General features: G+C 38.4%; 20 protein-coding genes. 10 read left to right on the plus strand and 10 right to left on the minus strand.

Annotated features, from left to right (window positions below; translation table 11 throughout):
• Nucleotides 1-282 precede the first annotated feature (282 nt).
• Nucleotides 283-651, minus strand: coding sequence for a hypothetical protein (locus DYY65_RS03680; protein WP_162476637.1), 369 nt, complete (start codon nt 649-651; stop codon nt 283-285).
• A 623-nt stretch (nt 652-1,274) separates the two neighbouring features.
• Here DYY65_RS03680 and DYY65_RS03685 point away from each other — a divergent pair.
• Entirely contained in the window at nt 1,275-1,547 is a 273-nt protein-coding gene (locus tag DYY65_RS03685) for a hypothetical protein (protein WP_162476638.1), read from the plus strand.
• Nucleotides 1,548-1,676: 129 nt separating this feature from the next.
• On the opposite strand, the gene tgtA is transcribed toward DYY65_RS03685, so the two are convergent.
• The 5 genes from tgtA to DYY65_RS03710 form a co-directional block, all read right to left on the minus strand.
• A complete protein-coding gene (gene tgtA, locus DYY65_RS03690; RefSeq protein ID WP_162476639.1) occupies nt 1,677-3,239 on the minus strand; it encodes a tRNA guanosine(15) transglycosylase TgtA in 1,563 nt (520 codons plus the stop codon).
• A gap of 2 nt (nt 3,240-3,241) precedes the next feature.
• Nucleotides 3,242-3,640, minus strand: coding sequence for an Lsm family RNA-binding protein (locus DYY65_RS03695; protein WP_236561644.1), 399 nt, complete (start codon nt 3,638-3,640; stop codon nt 3,242-3,244).
• Nucleotides 3,641-3,797: 157 nt separating this feature from the next.
• Nucleotides 3,798-4,370, minus strand: coding sequence for an adenylate kinase family protein (locus DYY65_RS03700; RefSeq protein WP_162476641.1), 573 nt, complete (start codon nt 4,368-4,370; stop codon nt 3,798-3,800).
• A 599-nt stretch (nt 4,371-4,969) separates the two neighbouring features.
• Nucleotides 4,970-5,263, minus strand: a complete 294-nt coding sequence (locus tag DYY65_RS03705) for an ATP-binding protein (protein WP_162476642.1) — start codon at nt 5,261-5,263, stop codon at nt 4,970-4,972.
• Between the two features lie 142 nt (nt 5,264-5,405).
• Complete coding sequence (locus DYY65_RS03710; protein ID WP_162476643.1) at nt 5,406-5,627, minus strand: hypothetical protein; 222 nt, start codon at nt 5,625-5,627, stop codon at nt 5,406-5,408.
• Nucleotides 5,628-5,739: 112 nt separating this feature from the next.
• On the opposite strand from DYY65_RS03710, the gene DYY65_RS03715 reads away from it, so the two are divergent.
• From DYY65_RS03715 to DYY65_RS12895, 3 genes are all read left to right on the plus strand, one after another.
• On the plus strand, nt 5,740-6,582 hold the full coding sequence (locus DYY65_RS03715) for a hypothetical protein (protein ID WP_162476644.1): 843 nt from the start codon (nt 5,740-5,742) through the stop codon (nt 6,580-6,582).
• A gap of 154 nt (nt 6,583-6,736) precedes the next feature.
• On the plus strand, nt 6,737-7,570 hold the full coding sequence (locus DYY65_RS03720) for a hypothetical protein (RefSeq protein ID WP_201449308.1): 834 nt from the start codon (nt 6,737-6,739) through the stop codon (nt 7,568-7,570).
• A gap of 319 nt (nt 7,571-7,889) precedes the next feature.
• Complete coding sequence (locus DYY65_RS12895; RefSeq protein WP_162476645.1) at nt 7,890-7,994, plus strand: C2H2-type zinc finger protein; 105 nt, start codon at nt 7,890-7,892, stop codon at nt 7,992-7,994.
• Nucleotides 7,995-8,369: 375 nt separating this feature from the next.
• On the opposite strand, the gene egtB is transcribed toward DYY65_RS12895, so the two are convergent.
• Nucleotides 8,370-9,935: an ergothioneine biosynthesis protein EgtB gene (gene egtB / locus DYY65_RS03730; protein ID WP_162476655.1), complete on the minus strand. Its 1,566-nt coding sequence runs from the start codon at nt 9,933-9,935 to the stop codon at nt 8,370-8,372.
• A gap of 373 nt (nt 9,936-10,308) precedes the next feature.
• Here egtB and fen point away from each other — a divergent pair, with 373 nt between their 5' ends.
• Entirely contained in the window at nt 10,309-11,331 is a 1,023-nt protein-coding gene (gene fen / locus DYY65_RS03735) for a flap endonuclease-1 (protein ID WP_162476646.1), read from the plus strand.
• A gap of 45 nt (nt 11,332-11,376) precedes the next feature.
• On the opposite strand, the gene DYY65_RS03740 is transcribed toward fen, so the two are convergent.
• Complete coding sequence (locus DYY65_RS03740) at nt 11,377-11,922, minus strand: hypothetical protein (RefSeq protein WP_162476647.1); 546 nt, start codon at nt 11,920-11,922, stop codon at nt 11,377-11,379.
• Between the two features lie 704 nt (nt 11,923-12,626).
• On the minus strand, nt 12,627-13,868 hold the full coding sequence (locus DYY65_RS03745; protein ID WP_236561645.1) for an acyl-CoA dehydrogenase family protein: 1,242 nt from the start codon (nt 13,866-13,868) through the stop codon (nt 12,627-12,629).
• Nucleotides 13,869-14,373: 505 nt separating this feature from the next.
• Between DYY65_RS03745 and DYY65_RS03750 the strand changes: the two genes are divergently transcribed.
• The 5 genes from DYY65_RS03750 (at nt 14,374) to pyrH (ending at nt 18,729) form a co-directional block, all read left to right on the plus strand.
• Nucleotides 14,374-14,667 (plus strand): ATP-binding protein, encoded by a 294-nt coding sequence (locus DYY65_RS03750; protein WP_162476649.1) that lies wholly within the window; start codon nt 14,374-14,376, stop codon nt 14,665-14,667.
• Between the two features lie 292 nt (nt 14,668-14,959).
• The gene (locus DYY65_RS03755; protein WP_201449311.1) at nt 14,960-15,727 is read left to right on the plus strand and encodes a hypothetical protein; all 768 of its coding nucleotides are present in this window, start codon (nt 14,960-14,962) and stop codon (nt 15,725-15,727) included.
• Between the two features lie 161 nt (nt 15,728-15,888).
• Nucleotides 15,889-16,479: a dTMP kinase gene (gene tmk / locus DYY65_RS03760; RefSeq protein ID WP_162476651.1), complete on the plus strand. Its 591-nt coding sequence runs from the start codon at nt 15,889-15,891 to the stop codon at nt 16,477-16,479.
• Between the two features lie 256 nt (nt 16,480-16,735).
• Nucleotides 16,736-18,004 carry an HD domain-containing protein gene (locus tag DYY65_RS03765; RefSeq protein ID WP_162476652.1) on the plus strand — a complete coding sequence of 423 codons (1,269 nt, stop codon included), beginning with the start codon at nt 16,736-16,738 and terminating at the stop codon, nt 18,002-18,004.
• Between the two features lie 2 nt (nt 18,005-18,006).
• Nucleotides 18,007-18,729, plus strand: a complete 723-nt coding sequence (pyrH, locus tag DYY65_RS03770) for a UMP kinase (RefSeq protein ID WP_162476653.1) — start codon at nt 18,007-18,009, stop codon at nt 18,727-18,729.
• A 7-nt stretch (nt 18,730-18,736) separates the two neighbouring features.
• On the opposite strand, the gene DYY65_RS03775 is transcribed toward pyrH, so the two are convergent.
• Nucleotides 18,737-19,054, minus strand: coding sequence for a hypothetical protein (locus DYY65_RS03775; RefSeq protein WP_162476654.1), 318 nt, complete (start codon nt 19,052-19,054; stop codon nt 18,737-18,739).
• Nucleotides 19,055-19,145: the final 91 nt, after the last annotated feature.

A 19,145-nucleotide genomic window follows, 5' to 3' on the forward strand; every position in this document is an offset into this window, starting at 1 on the left:
CAGTCTTATAAAATAGCTGCTTGCCATTTAGAGTGTGAGATGAGTTCAGATAGATTATCCACTGGGGATTAACGATTTTTAAACTCAATTTCGATAATACTCAGTCTCAGCATATTGAATAAAAAATCAAGCATCATAAACTCGTTCGAAACATGAGACCCCTGAATCTTCTAACAGTACTGAGAGATTTGATTATCACTTAATATCCACGATACATTACATACACGTTATAACAACAGATTTAATGTTTCATTCATAATCCTTATTCAGCTTTTCGATTCTTTATTGATTGGTCTCCGATAATTTCTGATAAGCATTTATGAAATACTCAGCATATTGATTAGCATGCCTTTCTGACCCCTTATGCATTCCGGCCTTTGTTCTTACATGGTGGTAGTACTCATGCAGCACCACAAATGGGTTGTAGAGGACGTCAGAGTTTAGCGCGTAGATCTTTCGTTCTCTTTGAACGTACACTGCATTCACAGTTCTTCTCTTTCCCTTAATTGTGCCAACCACAATCTGGGGAGTATCTAGTAGATAAAATTTACTTAACTCCTCCAGTGCCTCCTCGGTTTTCCTGTTAAGAATCATATTTACTATTTTCGCCCGCAATATGTTGTCTGGTGCAGATATTTTCGAAATACCCATGGGTAATTCATATAGATGCTCAGTTACATTTTAGCCTTAAGTACTATGACCCGATTCTAGACTAATAAACACCTCATTATCGACTTCGAATCAGTCAGTAACCTTTGATATTAACAAAATTCTATTCCACTGAATTGAATAATCGGTAACAGTACAATATCTATCTCAAAGATAACATTGGAGTAACAAGATTATTTAATCCTTGAATGACGTGCATTGGATTGTGCAAAGGCAATGCTATACTCCTCGCTTACAATTGCATATGCTTAAAGAACATGTTCTAGGTCAAAACACCTTTAAAAATCAAACCTTCGATTGTGACGGTCTGCATTGTCTCTGTCTTTTCTGTATTCATTTGTTAGGCATATGCAAAGTAATACAGGATAAATGAAAGCCTCTTTTCTTGGGACAACCTTACATTATTACAAAATTGAGAAAGTTGAATTAAGTATCGACGATATCAGGCAGCACTTGGTATCAACAATTTCATTTCCTTCTGCTACATTTTTATACTCTCATCATTAGTTTGATTTATATTCTTTGAACAACTGCCATACTCTTCTGGTTAATATTACCTAACCTTTTAAAAATATTATGAATAGTCTAAAAAAGTGGGATGATTGATGCAAATTCAAATAGATGAATGCATAGACTGGATTTTGCACACTGTAGAATTTAAAAAGAATTTCAATTATAAGTATGCTTCTGGAGAAGGTTGGGAGTTTCTAATTTTCGGAGCCGATGACTATTATCTTAATATGAAGGCATTGGCGAAAATAGAGAAAACTACAGGCATGGTTCTGGTTCAAATCAAATCTTCCGATGGTAATGCAGATCTATGGTTCGGTCGAAAAATGGAAGCGATTGAAAACAATGTTAAGAAAAGAATCGCATAAGTAATGAAACCGAAGACATCATTCTAGAATAATGAATGTTAGTGTGGTAGCATTATTTTGTGTGCAAAGTCAATTTACTCGAAATATATTTAGATGCAACGTGATCACTATTTGTAAAATATTGAATCTCTATTTTTCGGGCAACGCTTGTATGTCTAAATTGGACATATCTTTATACCTACTATTGGATATAGCACTCTGCATAAACTCATCCGCGATTATTATTATATTTTCGAAACTATTCTTTGCCAAGAAGTTATTAAGAGATTCAATGAATGTTGGATAATCAATAGCATTCTTAGCATTAGCTGGTGCCAAATTTAAATGATGGGCAGCAGGAAAGATATCACAGATCTCTACTGGAATTATTCCAAGAAATCGGTTATACACACATATTTGCGATTCTGGATACTTTTGTATAAGCCCAATAAATTCTCCTGTAACATAGAATGGTTGCAACTCTGTAGTTGGAAATAATACTAAATTCTTTTTGAAGGCAGATCTGAATTCAGCTGCGATCCGTTTAAATCGAATAGCTTCTGGCCTATATTGGTCGATCGGTCCATAGAGAAAAATTGCCTTATGCTTGAAAAGCGGTGTACCATGCTCCAGATATTCGAAGTCTCTAAAAAGTTCCATCGCAGCCATTAGCTTAGGGTGTGCCCGTGCCTTTAACATGACATACTCCCACAGTCTACCATCAACGATAGCTTGTTTTACTGTATCAACTTCAGCTTTCAGGACAAAAAGATTATGCTTTGCAAGTTCCTGTATTCGATCAGGCCTCTTCATTTCCTGCAACTCCTTGATTACATATTGACAACAAACGGGGCATTGACAAGGAAGGTATGACAGATCTTGAAGTTTTGCAGTTCCATTTGGGTGCATATATCGATCACATTTGGCGTACAACATGTATGATGCTGAATCGAACATATCGCAGCCTAGAGAGATTGCCAATGGAATAGTAACCGGATGACCAGCACCGAACAAGTGGATAGGCTTAGAGGGCGAGGTACGCCTTACTGTTGCAATAATTTGAGCTAATATAGAAAACTCATATGCTTCCATCACTTCTACAGGGCTACCAATGGCTAGTAGTGGAAATCCCATTTGATCTAAAGCGCTTGCACTATAAGTAACGAGGTCTAGATGCTCTGCACCTTGCACCGGGCCTGCCCAGACAGTAGTCCCTAAATTATCACGATCTCGTCTATATTCTTCCTTTGCAAAAGTCCTTGTTGCTTTGAGTGCATTCTTTGCATTTGCAAGGGTTTCTTCTACATATCGTTTGGCCTTTCCATAATCAAGTTTAAACCCCGTGGGCCTGTCCAAAGGGACAGCAATGTCAGAACCAACATCTAATTCAAATTGTGATATAGTATGTGGTTCAGTTTTAATAGTACCGTACTCCAAAATTTGATAACCTCCCGAATCAGTCATGACTATCCCATCATAATCAAGAATTCTATGAATTCCCCTAGAGCGTGCGATATCTCCATAATATTTCAAGGTTGTGTAGGCATTTGTGATGACTGCATCAAATCCTAAGCTCCTTAGAAACTGTGAACTAACCGTTTGTCTTACAGGGTGCACAACTGGTATGAATGCGGGTGTGTCAAGAGTACCGTGGGCAGTTTCAAGCTTCCCAATGCGTCCTGCCAGGTCACTATACCTGACTTCGAAGGACAAAACTACTTCTTTGTCTCCTTGATGAATTCATCATAAATAGCTCTGACCCTGTCCGCAGCAAGTCCTGAACCCTCCTCAATGCCTGCTTGTGTCACTTTAATTTTGTCCATAACTATTATGGCGCCTACGTCTTCTCGTATTCTCACGAGACCCGGAAAAACCCTTGCAATTCTATCTGACAGAGCTTTGAAATCAAACGGTTTTTCCATAAGTTTAATTTCTTTTATGAAGGTGCCATTAATAATTACTTTAAGGGTCCCAATAGACTCGACATGATCTAGCACAATGTTGAGTTTATCATCGATTCCAGTCAATGTTCCGTTGTAGATTTTTTGATCGGAAGTTTCGACAGACACCTTTTTACCTAGAAATTGAACTGTCTCTTCCCCAAATTTTCGCATAAGTACTGCACTCATAATAATCCATGGTTGAGCGTCGGGGTAATATATACATCGATTCCTCAAACACAGACAGTCCTTCTTTCAAGTTCAGGAAAATGATTTTTTACCAAAAGTTGGGTGAAGGAATCGAATTGATCTATTTCTAAATATCAACCGTTCAATACTCGAGGAACCTTTGGATGTCCCCCTTTTCATATACTGTGGAAAGCCAGTCAACGAAGCCGGTCTGGTTATTTGACTTTTTCTGTAATAATGAAATTATTTCTGTGGCGATGCTCTGTGGGGTTCTCCCTGTCACGTCCAATTCAACAACCCGTCTTTTTCCAAATGTTTTTAGTGAATCATAAAAAGTGATACCAAGGATCTCTGCAGCAATATTGTCTTTACTCTGATGAGGTGTGTATTTTCTCTGTCTAAAAACCTCTTCCAGATGATACGGAGAACGCCTCAAAACTACTACTAGATTAATTCCTTTTGCTGTCAATACATAGGGTGCTAGATGTCCAACAAATACCAGATTTTTTGATTGTTTTATCTTTTTTATCATAAAACTTTTGAGCTTTCTAATATCTATTTCTTTAGCTACACCCACCCTACTAGTTAGGTAAGTACTCTTATTCAGTACAACACTGTTTATATCAATTATTTCCGAATTTGGAAGCTTCTCCGAGATAAATTTTGCACATGAGTGTTTTCCAGTCCCCGGATTTCCTGTGATGACCACTTTCATGGTTCAATTTCCAATCGGATATACAAAATCACTGACCATGAGTTCTAGTAGTACTATGCATGTTGGCGTAATAAGCTTTTTTGGGCTACCAAACATTTGTGGTGAATACGATTTTTAATAATGTGACTTGATCTAATGTAAATTGATCCTATAGGCAGTTTCGGAATGGGCGACGGTTTAATCCGGACATGTCGCTCCTACTAATCACTGATTAACCGTTTCATTCCCGTATTGCTAAATTGTAATAATAATTGTTCAATCCAAATCCGACTAACCATATTCTAACATTTTAAGTATTAGTAATGACATTATGGAGTTATCTAATCTTTCAATCTTGACCTGATACCAGATAGAGTTTGATCCTGCAAAACATTGGCGGAGTTACCAACAAGAAACCTAACTTCTAAGTGCCCGCTATTTGCCACTCTCTCCAAAGCTCATCAAATACAAAAGTGCGACGTATTTTAATGACTCAATTTGCTAAAGACCAAGACACGAAGACAAATTGTAAATTGAAAGTTTTTTAGTAAAAGCTATGTGACAAAAAATTTAAGGGTGATATCTCATCCCGTGGATGAGCTTCCCAGCTACTACGCTCTTTAGCCTTCTTCCCAGCCTTTGTCGAACACACCATTTTTGTGCAGTGGCACAGGCTGTCCTGCGGTGTATTCCATTGGCCTCATCCAGAAGATCGCGTGTGTAGGGCAGACTCCTATACATGCTCCATCAGAAATGCATCTCTCTGGGTAGAAGATGAATGCCTTACCTCTCTTCCAACCTTCTACTGGCTTCACTCGTAAAACGTCAGGGCCTAGAGCAGTGCAAATTTCCACGCATAGAGCACAACCGATACATCTTTGTTCATCAACGTCTGGAATTATAGCAATTGGCATCTTAATTCACTAGAGGAGCATATGTTCGAAACTATTTAAATGCTATGCCATTTTCAAAACAGTGTTATATGATTATCAATAACATCGAGGATAAATCAATTAATAGTATATAAAAAGAAGGGAAAGAGTGATGAAACTAGGCTTATTTTTTGGTCATTCTTAGAACGTCTACTTGACCACTGTGGAGCCAGTCCTTTAACTCTGCGTGGGTAGGTTTGGAATCATGCTTTCCGGCCAGATGAAGATGTAACAGAACATAATTAACCTGATTAAGCAACGGTTTGTTTTGTTCATCTCCCTTGCGGGATTTACTTCTTAAATCTTCAGGGACCGTCTTCCACCAGTCTTCAAATGTTCTAACCATAAAACCAAAATTATGGCCGGAGTTAATAAGCGTTTTGGGAAATTTAAATGATTAGTAGAGCTAAACACATATTTTTGGCAAAATTGTAAGACCCTCGAGAACCTGAGATACCATGTCGTTTAGAATTGAGGAATTACAAAGCGCTTATCTTAGATACAAAACGTTTATGAGTCGTAATCCTCGAGGTCATCATGAACGATTCATATTTCCTTTCTTTGCGGGTTCATATTTTAGTTATCGAAAGGTTGATGTGCTCCGCGTGGTTGTGATCGCCAACTCGATATCATCAAACCCAAAATATGTAGATGTTGGCTGCGGGTACGGAGATTTTCTGTTCCAAATTCGCCAATTTATCCCAAATGCCATAGGGATTGAACAGGATGGTAGTATTTTCTATATATTTCACAAACCCAAGCCAGCTTTCATTTATTCATCATATGAGGATTGGTATAACCTAGGACCGTTTGACTTATCATTTATTGGTTGGATGCAGCCCGGCGTGGATTTTCGTGAATCAGTCTCAGGCATCACAAAATGTGTGATTACTACATTTGACGCCGGAGGCCAGTGTGGAATCATGGGAGGATGTGAATATGAGGAATTTGGATTTCAAAAATTAGCTTGGTGGAGAACCCCTTCATGGATTGACGTAAATTATGAATTGATGAATAGTTTTTACACTTCACCATTAAAATCGGATGAAAAAAAGATGAATTTCCTGGCTGGATTACGCTCTGCACATAATTTTTGGTATGTCTATACTAAACCAGAAATAGCGGATCGGGTTCGCGAATGCTTACGGGATTGGGTAATGAAAGAGAAAGAAGAAGGAATACATTTTAAACAGAGATTTGGCTTTGAATCGGTTCTTGATGAATGTGGGTTCCACTACATGGAGACACTAGAATCCCTTAGTTCAAGAGGGAATCAACTATGGCAAGTAGAGTTTGATTAGGTTGTACTGCCTGACAACTTTTTGTCTTGTTTTAGTATATTAGTAGTAGTTGGTTTAAACATTCCAATCCCTCTTATCACAGAATAAGCGTTAATCCAACAGTGAGATATATTTGTAGAGTAAGAAAAAAATAGATTCATTCTGCAAATCTAATGTGGCACATAAAGTTAGGGATCTAGAGATTGCCATAGAAGCATTAAAAAAATTCAGAAAATACTCAATCTCTCCGCTTCATGAGCGTTATATTTTTCCATTACTTAGCGGGACCTACTTCTGCTATAGAAAGCTAGACGTTTTGAGGGTGGCAGCAATCGCAAAAGCGCTATCTAACAAACCTAAATACTGTGATGTTGGCTGTGGCTGTGGCGACTTTCTAATAAAAATCCGGGAATTCATATCAGACGTAGTTGGTATAGAAAACTGCGCAGATTTGGTGTACCGCTGTCACAGAATTAAACCTGATTATATAAAAATAACAGATGCCCGCTGGGGAATCAACGATAGGTTTGACATTATTTTTGTTGGTTGGATGGAGCCAGGCATCGATCTTCGAGATGCGGTCGCTCAAAAGACCGATGTGATTGTGAGCACCTTAGATCAGGGGATCAGCTTGGCTGCGGAGTTCGAGGGACATGGTTTCTATAAGGTTGCCTCCTGGAGAACACCTTCCTGGGAGGATGTAAACACTGAGATTATGAATAAATACTATACTCAGATACATAACGACACGCTTAATTATCTGTCGAAGTTACGAGGCGCCCATAATCTGTGGTATGTTTATAGTAGGAAAAAAAATTTTGAAAAGGTGAAGGAGGCATTAATAACATCTCAAGGAGACGAACAAAATGTGGGGGCTCATGGGCGATATGATTTTGAAGACATACTGGATGGTTGTGGTTTTAACTATATGGAGGAGATCGAAGTGATTTGCTCTAGAAATCAAAGGCTAGAACGTCTTTGGGAGATACGTTTTATTAATAGTCCTTGAACGCGGTTTATCTATAAACCATGGTCTGAGTCACAATTAGTTTCCCCAATCTCAAAAGCGGCAATATGAAATCTTTTCTACAGCGCGAAAAAGCGAAAGGTATACCTTGCAGTGTCATCGTCAACGTTACCCTCATCTCAACCATAATTTGCTATTATTAAACTTGTCTTTGCAATAAAGACTGCTATAAATCTAACGGGCTCAAACCCTCAGTTAGTACCCTTAATTTGCTCTCATCAAACCTAGTAAGTCGAAATATTCATTAGTTGACCGAGATATAGTAAAACTCATAAAGAAGAGATAAGAAAGTATTTATTAAATGTCTTCTACTGCAAGCCCTTCTTATAGATGCGAAATGTGTGGCAGCACGTTTAATTATCTTCAGGAGCTTGAAGAACATAAGAGATTAAGACATCAAAAGTAATCTACTGCTGCAAATAATACATTTTTAGATTAAACCGCCTCAGGGTTCTTCAGTATATTCCCGCTTCTAGTTCACGTGTTAATTGTGATTACTTTGTGTATTTATATAATCATAAGGTCATACATTACTGAATCGTTAGTGTATAAACTGAAGCAATTATTTTCATCTTAACCTCACTAAAGCCAGAGATCGAGATCGAAGCCTGACCTTTTGTCCAGAAAGAGTCTTTCGTTATCTTTTCAAAGACGCTTTTGAATACGATATTATAATATTTAGCGTTGGTCTTCGTAATATTTGGTGCATTCAGCTATCGTTGATTTCTCTATCAAAGAGGTAAAAAATATCGCACATAAAGAAATCTATATTATTGTTCAGTCAAATATCCATGGCGCATCTGAAGCCCGAGAATGGGATCCTCTCATGTGGTTTAAAGTAATTTCTGTAGCTATTCCTGATCTGATTGGAAGGAGTAGCAAAGCAACCGCCTCGGAGTACCTTTTGATTTATTGCCCATTTGTCAGTATACTCTGAGAACTTTGGTTTAAATCCTGGATAAAGTATGTACTCGGATGACGTCCATTCCCACACGTCACCAATCATACTATAGCAGCCGTAGTAACTTGCTCCCTCAGGCAATGAGCCAACTTTAGATGGGCCCCAAATATTAGATTCCAATAGATTCGCGAATTTAGGTGTTGGAGATTCGTCTCCCCAAGGATAAAGCGTCTTTCTGCCAAGATTGTCATTCCAACTAGCTGCTTTTTCCCACTCAGCTTCTGTTGGTAATCTCTTTCCAGCCCACCTCGCATAAGCGTCTGCTTCGTAGTAACTCACGTTTACGACTGGTTCATTTTTATTGATGTCCTTTAGGCCTCTGAAATCCTTCTTCACCCATTTAGAGCTAAAGTGATCATTATCGCCAATTCCCTCACCACGCGGGTCATTTATTATTGGTTCCCAATAAAGTGGTGCCTCCCAATCATGTTCTTGAACCAAATCCCAACCGTCTGCCAGCCAGTATTTGAAATTGTTGTAACCACCTGCTTCGATAAATTTGATATAGTCCCCATTTGTAACTGGCGTCACATCAAGTTTGTAAGGTTCAAGATATACTTTGTGTTCAGGGAGTTCATTGTCATAGCAAAACAACCCTTTATTATTAAAACCGACCTCAAATATCCCTCCAGGAATCTGGACCATTTTTTCGGCGTTGTGGTTCTGCCTTATTATAGCTTGCTTATCTCTACGCATGTCTGTAATTCTCCTTTGGTTACGCTTTGAAACCTTAAGCGGTGAATAATTATCTCCGGGATCGCGAAAGCGATGAAAATAGTGTTGAAAGTCGTAAATCATAAGCTCTTGATGCTGCATCTCATGTTGATTTCCTAATATAATATCATACTTTAGTTCATTAATCGTCGATGACGCTTCCTTGGTCCGTTCATTTCTACGCTTTTCATTTAAAAACGAGATAATATTTTTCTCAATAAATAACCTATACTGTAAGGTCTGTCGTACAGTTGGCCTAGGAAATTTGCCACGTTCAGATTTCGGGAGTATATTTCCGAATTTCTGATAATAAGAATTAAGATATTCTAAGTTGACCTTATGTCTATTGCACTTACGATTTGTAATATTTTTGTCGACTTCATGGAAAGATCTTTTATCGCTAGAGAGAGGCACCAATCTTTTGCCGTGTTTTTCCAGCACCTTCTGGAAAAACCAGCTAACGTGAGCCAAGTGCCAATTTGGGGGACTGCCAAATATATCAGATTGAATGACCGCATCCTCGAGCTCAAGTGGATTGAAAAGATCCAGTGTCGTCTTTCTAACTTTGATGAACTCTGAGATTAGATCCTCATAAGTGTATTTAGGAGCGATGTATAAAGTTCCATTGGTCTTGCGAACAGAATACTTATTCTTAAAAAGTAACTTTCCCATTTCCATGTTATCTGATCTTTTATCCTTACCCTTATTATAACGCTCAGCTAATGCTCAAAATTTGATTTAGTAGTTTGCGGTTCTTTGATGTACGACCTCAGCATACTTAACGACATAAAATAAGCTTTCTTCCTCAAAATGTATTCAGTCTTAATTTGTCAGATAGTTCTTGCAACTTGATTAGATGTAATATTGACCAAAGGTATCTAGATATTCTATATTAATGTAAAAATTCGTAGTACAAATTTAACGATTAGGTACACAACATCAGATGAATTAATGCAGAAAATTGACTTTCCCCTTCGATCAAGATAATATCTTAGATTGGAAAATATAGGAAGGGTAAAATTGTTGCCAAGCCTATGTTAAAGTAATGGGTTTAGATCTGAAACCTCTTGTAAAACCATCTTTTTTGCAGTTATCTGAATTAGCAAATAAGACAGTTGCTGTCGATGCCTATAATGCTATTTACCAATTCCTGTCTACAATCCGTGGGCCCACAGGAGAGTTACTCATGAACAACGAGGGAGATACTACGAGCCACTTGAGTGGCTTATTTTACCGTAATATTAACTTCCTAATCAATAATATAAAACCAGTGTATGTCTTTGATGGTACACCGGATCTATTAAAATCCAGGGAAATCGAACGTAGACGTCAGCTGAAGGAGGATGCCACTCGGCAATACCACCATGCACTTGAGGAGGGGAGAGTGGAAGACGCTAGAAAACTCAGCCAAGCCACATCAGTTCTTACTAATAAAATGATAGAGGAGTCTAAAAATATTCTGAGTTTACTGGGTATGCCATATATTCAAGCCAGTTCTGAAGGAGAGGCTACAGCGGCCTATTTGACTAAGGCCAATCTAGCTTACACATGTGCTAGCCAAGACTATGATTCGATACTATTCGGTGCCAAAAGACTAACACGGAACCTAACAATCAGTGGGAAGAGGAAAGTTCCTAATAAAAATATGTATTTTGAAGTGGAAACAGAAATAATCAAACTCGAAGATGTTTTGAACCTAAACAAACTAACGCACGAACAACTAATAGATGTTGGGATTTTGATAGGAACAGACTTTAATCCTGGTGGCGTGCCAGGAGTTGGACCCAAAACTGGCTTAAAGCTGGTCAAGGAATACGGCAAATTAGAAAATATCGAGAGAATAAAAAACGAACTTGCAGATATCCCATACAAAGAAATTCGTGAAATCTATCTACGTCCAAAAGTGTCGAACGTATATAACATAGAGTTCAGTGAACCTCAATATAATGCCGTCATAGACTATCTCTGCAGACAAAATAGCTTTTCGTTAGATCGAGTAACTGGATATCTGGAAAAGTTGAAGAAATCCATCACACAACGCACCCATACTCTAGAATCGTGGTTCTAACCATCTATAAAAAAGAAGAATTGTTAATCCATGCAGATTTTGATTCTAGCCATAACTAGAATAGCGATTCCTCAAATTGTCACGAAGTCGATGAGACAATTCATCAGCTGCATGTTTCTGACATTCATTGGGAGTCAGGGAATTTCCATTTGTAAACACAAAAGGTCCGTAAGCGTAATTCCCACCTACTTTAGGAGCTACTGGTTCCAGAGAGGAAAGAAGTGAATTGATGTAATTATCTACACTCTGGCCCTTCTCAGCATTAAATTGTTGCTCTCGGGTTAATTTACTAAGCATAGTCATCATCACCGATGGCTCTAGCTTTCTATACCCAAAGGCAGGGGAACCGGCACCAATTCTCCTCTCAATTCTAGTGGCATCTACATCAACCTTGGCTCCAATGATCATAGGCATTGGTTTATAAATTGAATCGATTTTAAGCTGCCATACCTCATCAACGTTTGAGATTGTTGCATCGAAAAATCCGTCCGTGACAGGATTTGTAGAAATTAGGAAGCTCCAATTTCTTGGATTTGATGAATATTTCTCGAAAAGATACTTTGCCAGATTATTATCCTGAAGAATTTCCATGTTAGAGTACCACGGAGTGAATGGGAGGCAATATAGACCTTTGCATATAAATAAGTTGTCGCCAGAATATCAAATCCTTTAGTAATCAACCTTTGAATATACATTTGGAAGTTTGGGGTGCTTATATTTTAGACCTCGACCAAGCTTCAAATGATGCTCTTGTCCCAATTTGTAAATTACCAAATCACCTATAAACGCCATTACTACTTGATAACATTCTACTATAGAATGGTCGAGAATGTGTCGAGCGTAGGCTAACTAGATACATAAATCGAATAATTTACACAATTAAATCATAAATTTTTGGTGTCCAAGGTATATGGAAATATGTGATGAGGATCATTAAACCTCGGTCAATCATCTGTTTGATATCAACTGGTTTGCGAGCTAATTTTGGGGGCATGCTCCAACGACATAATATTAAACAACCACATCTTGTCCCCATGTTAGCTACGAAAAGACTTTTAAATCGAAGCTGAAATAATATCCTATTCATAAGAGCCACAGCAGATCTCTAGCACATTTGGAAATTTATAGCCCAATTCGAAACTGGTACCTGGTTGACTTAAAAGATAGCAATACCCTCAGCAGAATGGATAATTGCCATTTGTGGGAGTTATTACAACTACCCGGTTGTCAATAAACTATTGTAACGGAAGACTTCCTTTAGTTATTCTCGAAGCAATGTGGTAGTAAAGAATTGACTAATATGCCTTATATTTATCTCCAAGAATGTTAGATGCAATTTTCAGTTGGAGTACCTCGTTAGTTCCTTCGTAGATGGTAGTCGCTCGCGTATCTAAGAAATGTCTTGCAACTCTACTACTCTTTGTATAAGCAGAAGAACCAAAAATTTGAATGGACCTATTGGCTGAATCAAACGCAGAATTGCTGGCATGAAGTTTAGCCATTGTGGCTAAAACGTCTGCCTCAGATCTTAACTTACAATATAAACTGTTATTTCTATTTAACTTCAATAGCCATTGACTGTAGTCATTTTTTAGTTGTTCTACATAATCATGTAATATTTGTCTTGCAACAGCTGCCCTGTAGACCAACCATCGAGAACTTTCAATATTAACTGCAATCCTAGACAGATGTCTCTGAATCAATTGTTTTTTAGCAAGAGAAGAACCGTGTTGGCTTCGTATTTTTGAATATTTTTTAGTCTCCTCTAGACAGTCTTTCATTACACCTATTGACCCGGCTGCAACACTAAGCCTGCCATCTATTAATGCGCTGTAAGCGATATTTAGGCCTTCTCCTCTCAATCCCAAAATATTTTTTTTTGGGACAATACAATCTTCAAAATTAATCACTGCATTATTGATACTCAGCAAGCCTAGCTTATTTTTTATCTCGTTTCTAGAAATACCTCTAGAATCCCCATCAACGATAAAGGCAGAGATCTTTCCATGATGAGTGCCCCCAGACTCTCGTGCATAGGTTGTCAAGACATTCGCAAGGGTGCCGTTTCCAATCCAGTGTTTCTTACCATTTAGAACAAAATGCTCGCCTTTATCCTCGAATTTTGTGATCATAGACGATGGATCACTTCCTGATAAAGGCTCAGTCAAAGCAAATGCCATAATATTTCTGCCAGAACATGTCTTTGGAAGATATTCACTCTTTTGGCGATCATTCCCCCAACCCTGTAGGACCATTTGTCCTATTGAAGTGTGGGTAGAAAAGAATGTTCTGAGAGAGCTGCCCTCCTCGCCTATTCTCTCTATAGCTAGAGTATAAGTAAGAATATCATATCCTAAACCTCCAAAATTTCTCGATACGGGACACCCAAGCATTCCGATTTTGGAAAATTTTGGTATTATTTCGTTGTTTGACTTTTCTTCCAGGTAGCACATTTCCTCGTACTGGCGAAGAGACTTACAGGTCTTATCAATCATATTTAAGAACTTTCTCTGCTTGTCTGAAACCTTGAAACTCATTTGCGATAAGTTCGAATATGACATAGTGATTGTAATATTAGTCGGTAATAAATGAAAGTATTTATGCCCACCCTAGCAAAAGAAATGTCAGTAGTTTTATTCAAGTGAACGGGTTATCCTAGATGAAGATTGAAGGGAATAACTAATTGCAAATCGAAGCGAGCTATGAACAACAACCTAAAGATTGGCGCTTTCTTTAGTAGTTTGGAACGTTCAAGGTTTTTATTTCAACATTCGGAGCCATAACTCTGTTCGTCGCAATAATGACAAGTAATATACTGAAGTAATGAAATCGGTCATTTATCGCACACTTTCTTGCACTATCTAGTATGCTATCTCCGATAGTAACCAGTGATGCCTGCTTCGAGAACGCTTACAAGAAATCTGTGGGAATGGCTTCTACAGTCACAAAATTACTTGGCACAATCTGAATTTTTATATCACTGTTATAAGAATGGCAGAGCATTTAAATAGTTTCGGTATATCTTGAAGATAAGTGAATTAGATGCCAGTCGCAATAATTCCGGATATTAGCGAACAACACTGTATCGGCTGTGCACTCTGTGTTGAGATTTGTACAGCTCTTGGCCCAGACGTGTTGAGAGTAAAACCTGTGGAAGGATGGAAAAGAGGTAAGGCATTTGTCTTTTACCCAGAAAGATGCATCTCTGATGGAGCATGTATAGGAGTTTGCCCCACAAAAGCGATCTTCTGGATGAGGCCAATGGATTACACTCCTGGTCAGCCCATTCCTTTGAAAAAGAATGCAGTGTTCACAAAGGGCTGGGAAGAGGGATAGCTTTCCCTACAGCCTTCAAATCTCTCTTTTTTTGCTAGCTAGAAAAATAGAATAAGTACTCTAGTTTTGGCCTAGGGATTGCATATGGGTTTTTACCATCTTTATTGACTAATGGCTAGACCCATTATCTCGTTCGTTCCCCTATTATAGTCTGACCGCGACTTGGTATGTTTGATTGATATCGCAGTTTTCCAAGTTTTTGCATGGCTCATATAACCAGGATTATAACATTCCTAAAAAGAATTTGGTAATCATTGAGCCCGGACATACTTTATATTACAAGTAGACCTAGTTGTCATTAATCATCGGTATGAAACTCAAGTCTTTGTTATCTGCACTACTTTTGATGGTAATTATACCCTTGATGATAACCACGGTAGTACTATCCGCAGATGGTCAGAATGCTAAACCTTCTAGTTCATCACAGGGTAGACCCCAGATAATAAATACATTGCACTCTATCAAGTTCGACATTCCTTATCCAGCGTCCAACAGCATTAGGACTCATCCATTTACTTATACATTTAAGAACCCAATTACTGAAAGCTGGATTTTGAACATACAGAACAACTTATCATATGCGTCCAGACCAGACGCAAAAGTTGTAATAAAGTTGCAGGAGCCTCAACCCAGTCAGAAATTCATCGAAATCGCAATGTATGGTAGCTCGGCATCATATCGGTTTTGGGCCGCCGTAAACGAGGTAGAATCAGGCTATATCAGATTATATGACAAAAGTGGTATCGATGGATGGTCACCTGCTAACTTCATTAATGTTGGGTATGATAGTAATCAAGGCTTATCAATTAACAGTGGCGTAAAAGTCCTGGTGGACAGATTATCGGTCAACGGTTTTACTTTAGGCTCCATATCGGTTTATGGAAAGGATGACACGAATTCTCCCCTGAATACATATTCTGGTAGTTTGTCATTTGAAACATTTTGGGGAAAGCCTTCTGATTCCCCAATTTATTATTTACCTTTAGTTATGTCAGTTGGGGTAGGGGGCCTCATAGTTGCTTTGCTTGTAATTAAGAAAAGGGAAAAGGTAGAAGCTTAGTAATGTTTCACATGCTCAAATTCTTAGTTTCGGAAATATCATAGGTTGGATAGAACGGAAGAAGGGACTATTAGAATATCTAACCTCATTCCGATGAACCTGGACGGAGCGAATGGGTTTTAGCATATTTTTATTAGAGCAGGCTTTCTCTAATTTAACTATTGAGAAAGGGCAAGATAATAGCTTTAGAGGGTCCAGACAAAGCCGGAAAAATGACACAGTCCAAATTATTAGTTGATTCTTTGAGGAAATCTGGAAGAATAAGTGTTGTAATGGATTTCCCTGATTACTCTACGCCAATTGGTATGGAGATAAGTGCATTCTTAGAAGATAAGCGAGACTATTCTAATGAAGTAAAGCACATGTTAATGTCAGCCAATAGATGGGAAAGGAAAAGAGAAATAGAAAGCTTGGTGAAGACAGGTACGATAGTTGTAATCAATAGATATTATCAGTCAAACCTTGTCTACGGAATATCCAATGGTTTGAATATTGACTGGCTGTTAAATTTGGATAAAGGCTTGCCTAAAGAAGACATAGCTATAGTAATAAATATTAGCCCATCCACAGTAAAGCTACGCACAGAAAAGTTAGACTTGTTCGAAAGGAGTGAGAAATTGTTGTTGGCTGTGAACAAAAATTACAGTAAACTTGCCAAGCGGTTCAGTTGGAAAATCATGAGCGGTGATAACAGCAAGGAACAAGTGCATCAAGATATTTTAAATCTTCTCAAAAGAGAGAAAATAATTTGAACTTTTACGTCATTTAATAATACTTTAATAAAGTGTCAAAGATATTCTATTGCATAATTCAAAACAGGATTTACTCACCACCTGCCTAATTGTTTTCCTTCCAAACCTATCCCTAACCGCATGCATCTACCATACTCTGAAATCAGTCAAATCGTCGAAATATCATTAGTCGGAATAGCTCCATAGACTACATAAAAGCAAAGCATTTAAAATACATGCTACGATCTTCAGTTTCATTCAATGGCAATAAATTAATATGAAGTTTGTTGGTGAGATTACAGATCCAGTTCATCGAAATATCCGCTTCACTGACATCGAGAGAGAACTTTTGGATACTGCCATTTTGCAGCGCCTCAGGAGAATAAAACAACTCTCTGGCGCACACTTAGTGTACCCGAGTGCACATCATTCTAGATTCGAGCACTCAATTGGCACAATGCATGTGGCAGGCTACGCAGGAGAAACACTATTAAATAAGTCATATTTGAATACGGAAGAGAATGTTCAAGAGCTACGATTAGCAGCATTGCTTCATGACGTAGGGCACGGGCCATTTTCGCATTTATTCGAAGAGATCTTGGAGAATAAATCTAAACGGACTCATGAAAACTTGGGCAAGGAAATAATATCTAGAACTGAGATTAGCGATATCCTCGAGAGGTACGGGTACAAATCAAATATTGTCTGTCAGTTATCCTTTGGTGAGTCAAAAATAAAATTTCTAAATGAGGTAATTGCTGGGGCACTTTCAGCAGATATTATGGATTATTTACCTAGAGACGGGTTATTTACTGGGGCAGAATATGGCAAAATAGACTATCACAGGCTAATAAGTTCTTTTGAGGTTGTCTCTAATGCACACCTTGCCCTTAACAGGTCTGCCATTTATTCATTCGAATCTATGTTGATCTCGAGATACGAAATGTTCAAAGCAGTCTATTTCCATAAAACGGTTCGATCTGCAGAAGTTATGCTTCTACAAGCCATGAGACTAGCTGACGAACATCTGAACCTTACTGGCGGGGATATAGAAGATTATTTAAAGTTAACAGATGACTCAACTCTTGAGAAGATAGATTCTCTAGGTGGTTTAAATGATATTGCAGTACAGTTAGTAAATGATTACAGAAACAGAAAGTTGTTGAAGTGTGTTTATGAAAAATTCATACATAAAAACAATGACTTTTATAGGAAAATAGGCAGACAATCGCTGAATCGACTGGCGCTGCAAATATCAGACGATGCCACGGTACAAGATAGCTCAGTGTTTGTGGATAAATCCGGGGCTTCATCTATGCCTCTTACACCAACTAAAGATGAAATAAGAACTATTATGCTAATAGATAAGGCAGAGGCCTACGAAACTCCCGTTTCAGAAATCCCTCTTATTGATTCTTTAACTGGCGTTTTCGACGTTCTACGAGTATATACTACCTCCAAAAACAGGGAAAACGTTAGACAATCGGCGCTCAAAATTCTTGGTGTAGAACATTTTTCGGCATCACGAAAGCAAGGAATAACGTAAAGATGAGTAACACGGATTTCAGCAAGAAACGGATAGTTATAAAATTGAGCGGTAGCAATTTCAGCATCGACGGTGCCAATATCAAAGATTCACTTTCGAACTATGCTCGAATGTTATCAGATGTCAATGACAAGTATCAGCCGATAGTCGTTGCTGGAGGGGGAATAACTGCTCGAACCTACATTAAAATCGCGAGAGGCCTTGGAGCAGATGAGGCAAACCTAGACAATATAGGGATCGAAGTATCGCGCTTGAATGCCAGATTAATAATGGTCGCACTAGGAGATCAAGCCTACCCTCAAGTTCCAAGAAATTTAGAAGACGTTGCTATCGCAGCATCCAGTGGTAAAATAGTGGTCACAGGCGGTTTGCACCCTGGACAGAGTACAAACGCTACTTCCGCTCTAATAGCAGAAACAGTGAAGGCGGCTAGGTTTCTAAACGCCACTGACGTAGACGGAATTTATGATTCAGATCCCAAGATTAACGAAAATGCAAAATTGTTCAAGAGAATCACGATCAATGAGTGTATGAAAATTCTAGGGAATGAAAATTCAATGGCTGGAACGTATGAGCTGCTCGATATCGTAGCGCTCAAGGTAATAGAACGGTCTGGCATTTCTACGATGGTTATCCGCTCTAACGTACAGAATATCAGGAGCGCAATCCTCAGCGACGGTTACACCATAGGGACTGAGATAATTGCAAATCATTCACAAAGATGAGATCCACTCAAGCGATAGCCTTAATTCTCCCTGTAAACTCTAAAATGCCATCAGCTACCATCTTTTGGCATAATTCCTCACCTTTGTGTACGGGCATTGGTTTCGACTGTGCCTTTGCATACCCGTCTTTATCACAAATAAACAGTATTGCCTCATTTTCCTTTATGGCTTTTCCCGCAAGCATTTCTTCTCCTACAGGCTCGAAATTGCTATTGACTTGCTTAACAGTATATGTAAGAAATGCAAATCCAGTATAATCGAATAATTTCATCTGAGCTTTTTGTGCTCTCTCGTGCCCGAGAAGTGCGGCTTTATGATATTGCATATTGTTTTTATTTCATCTATAAATATTGCCTTCAATTATGCTAATCTAGCTTGCTCGCTTCGCTTGGCTTATATTGAACATTCGAAAGTTT

Origin of the sequence: Nitrososphaera sp. AFS, from assembly GCF_009898475.1 — an archaeon.
Classification (GTDB): Archaea; Thermoproteota; Nitrososphaeria; order Nitrososphaerales; family Nitrososphaeraceae; genus Nitrosopolaris.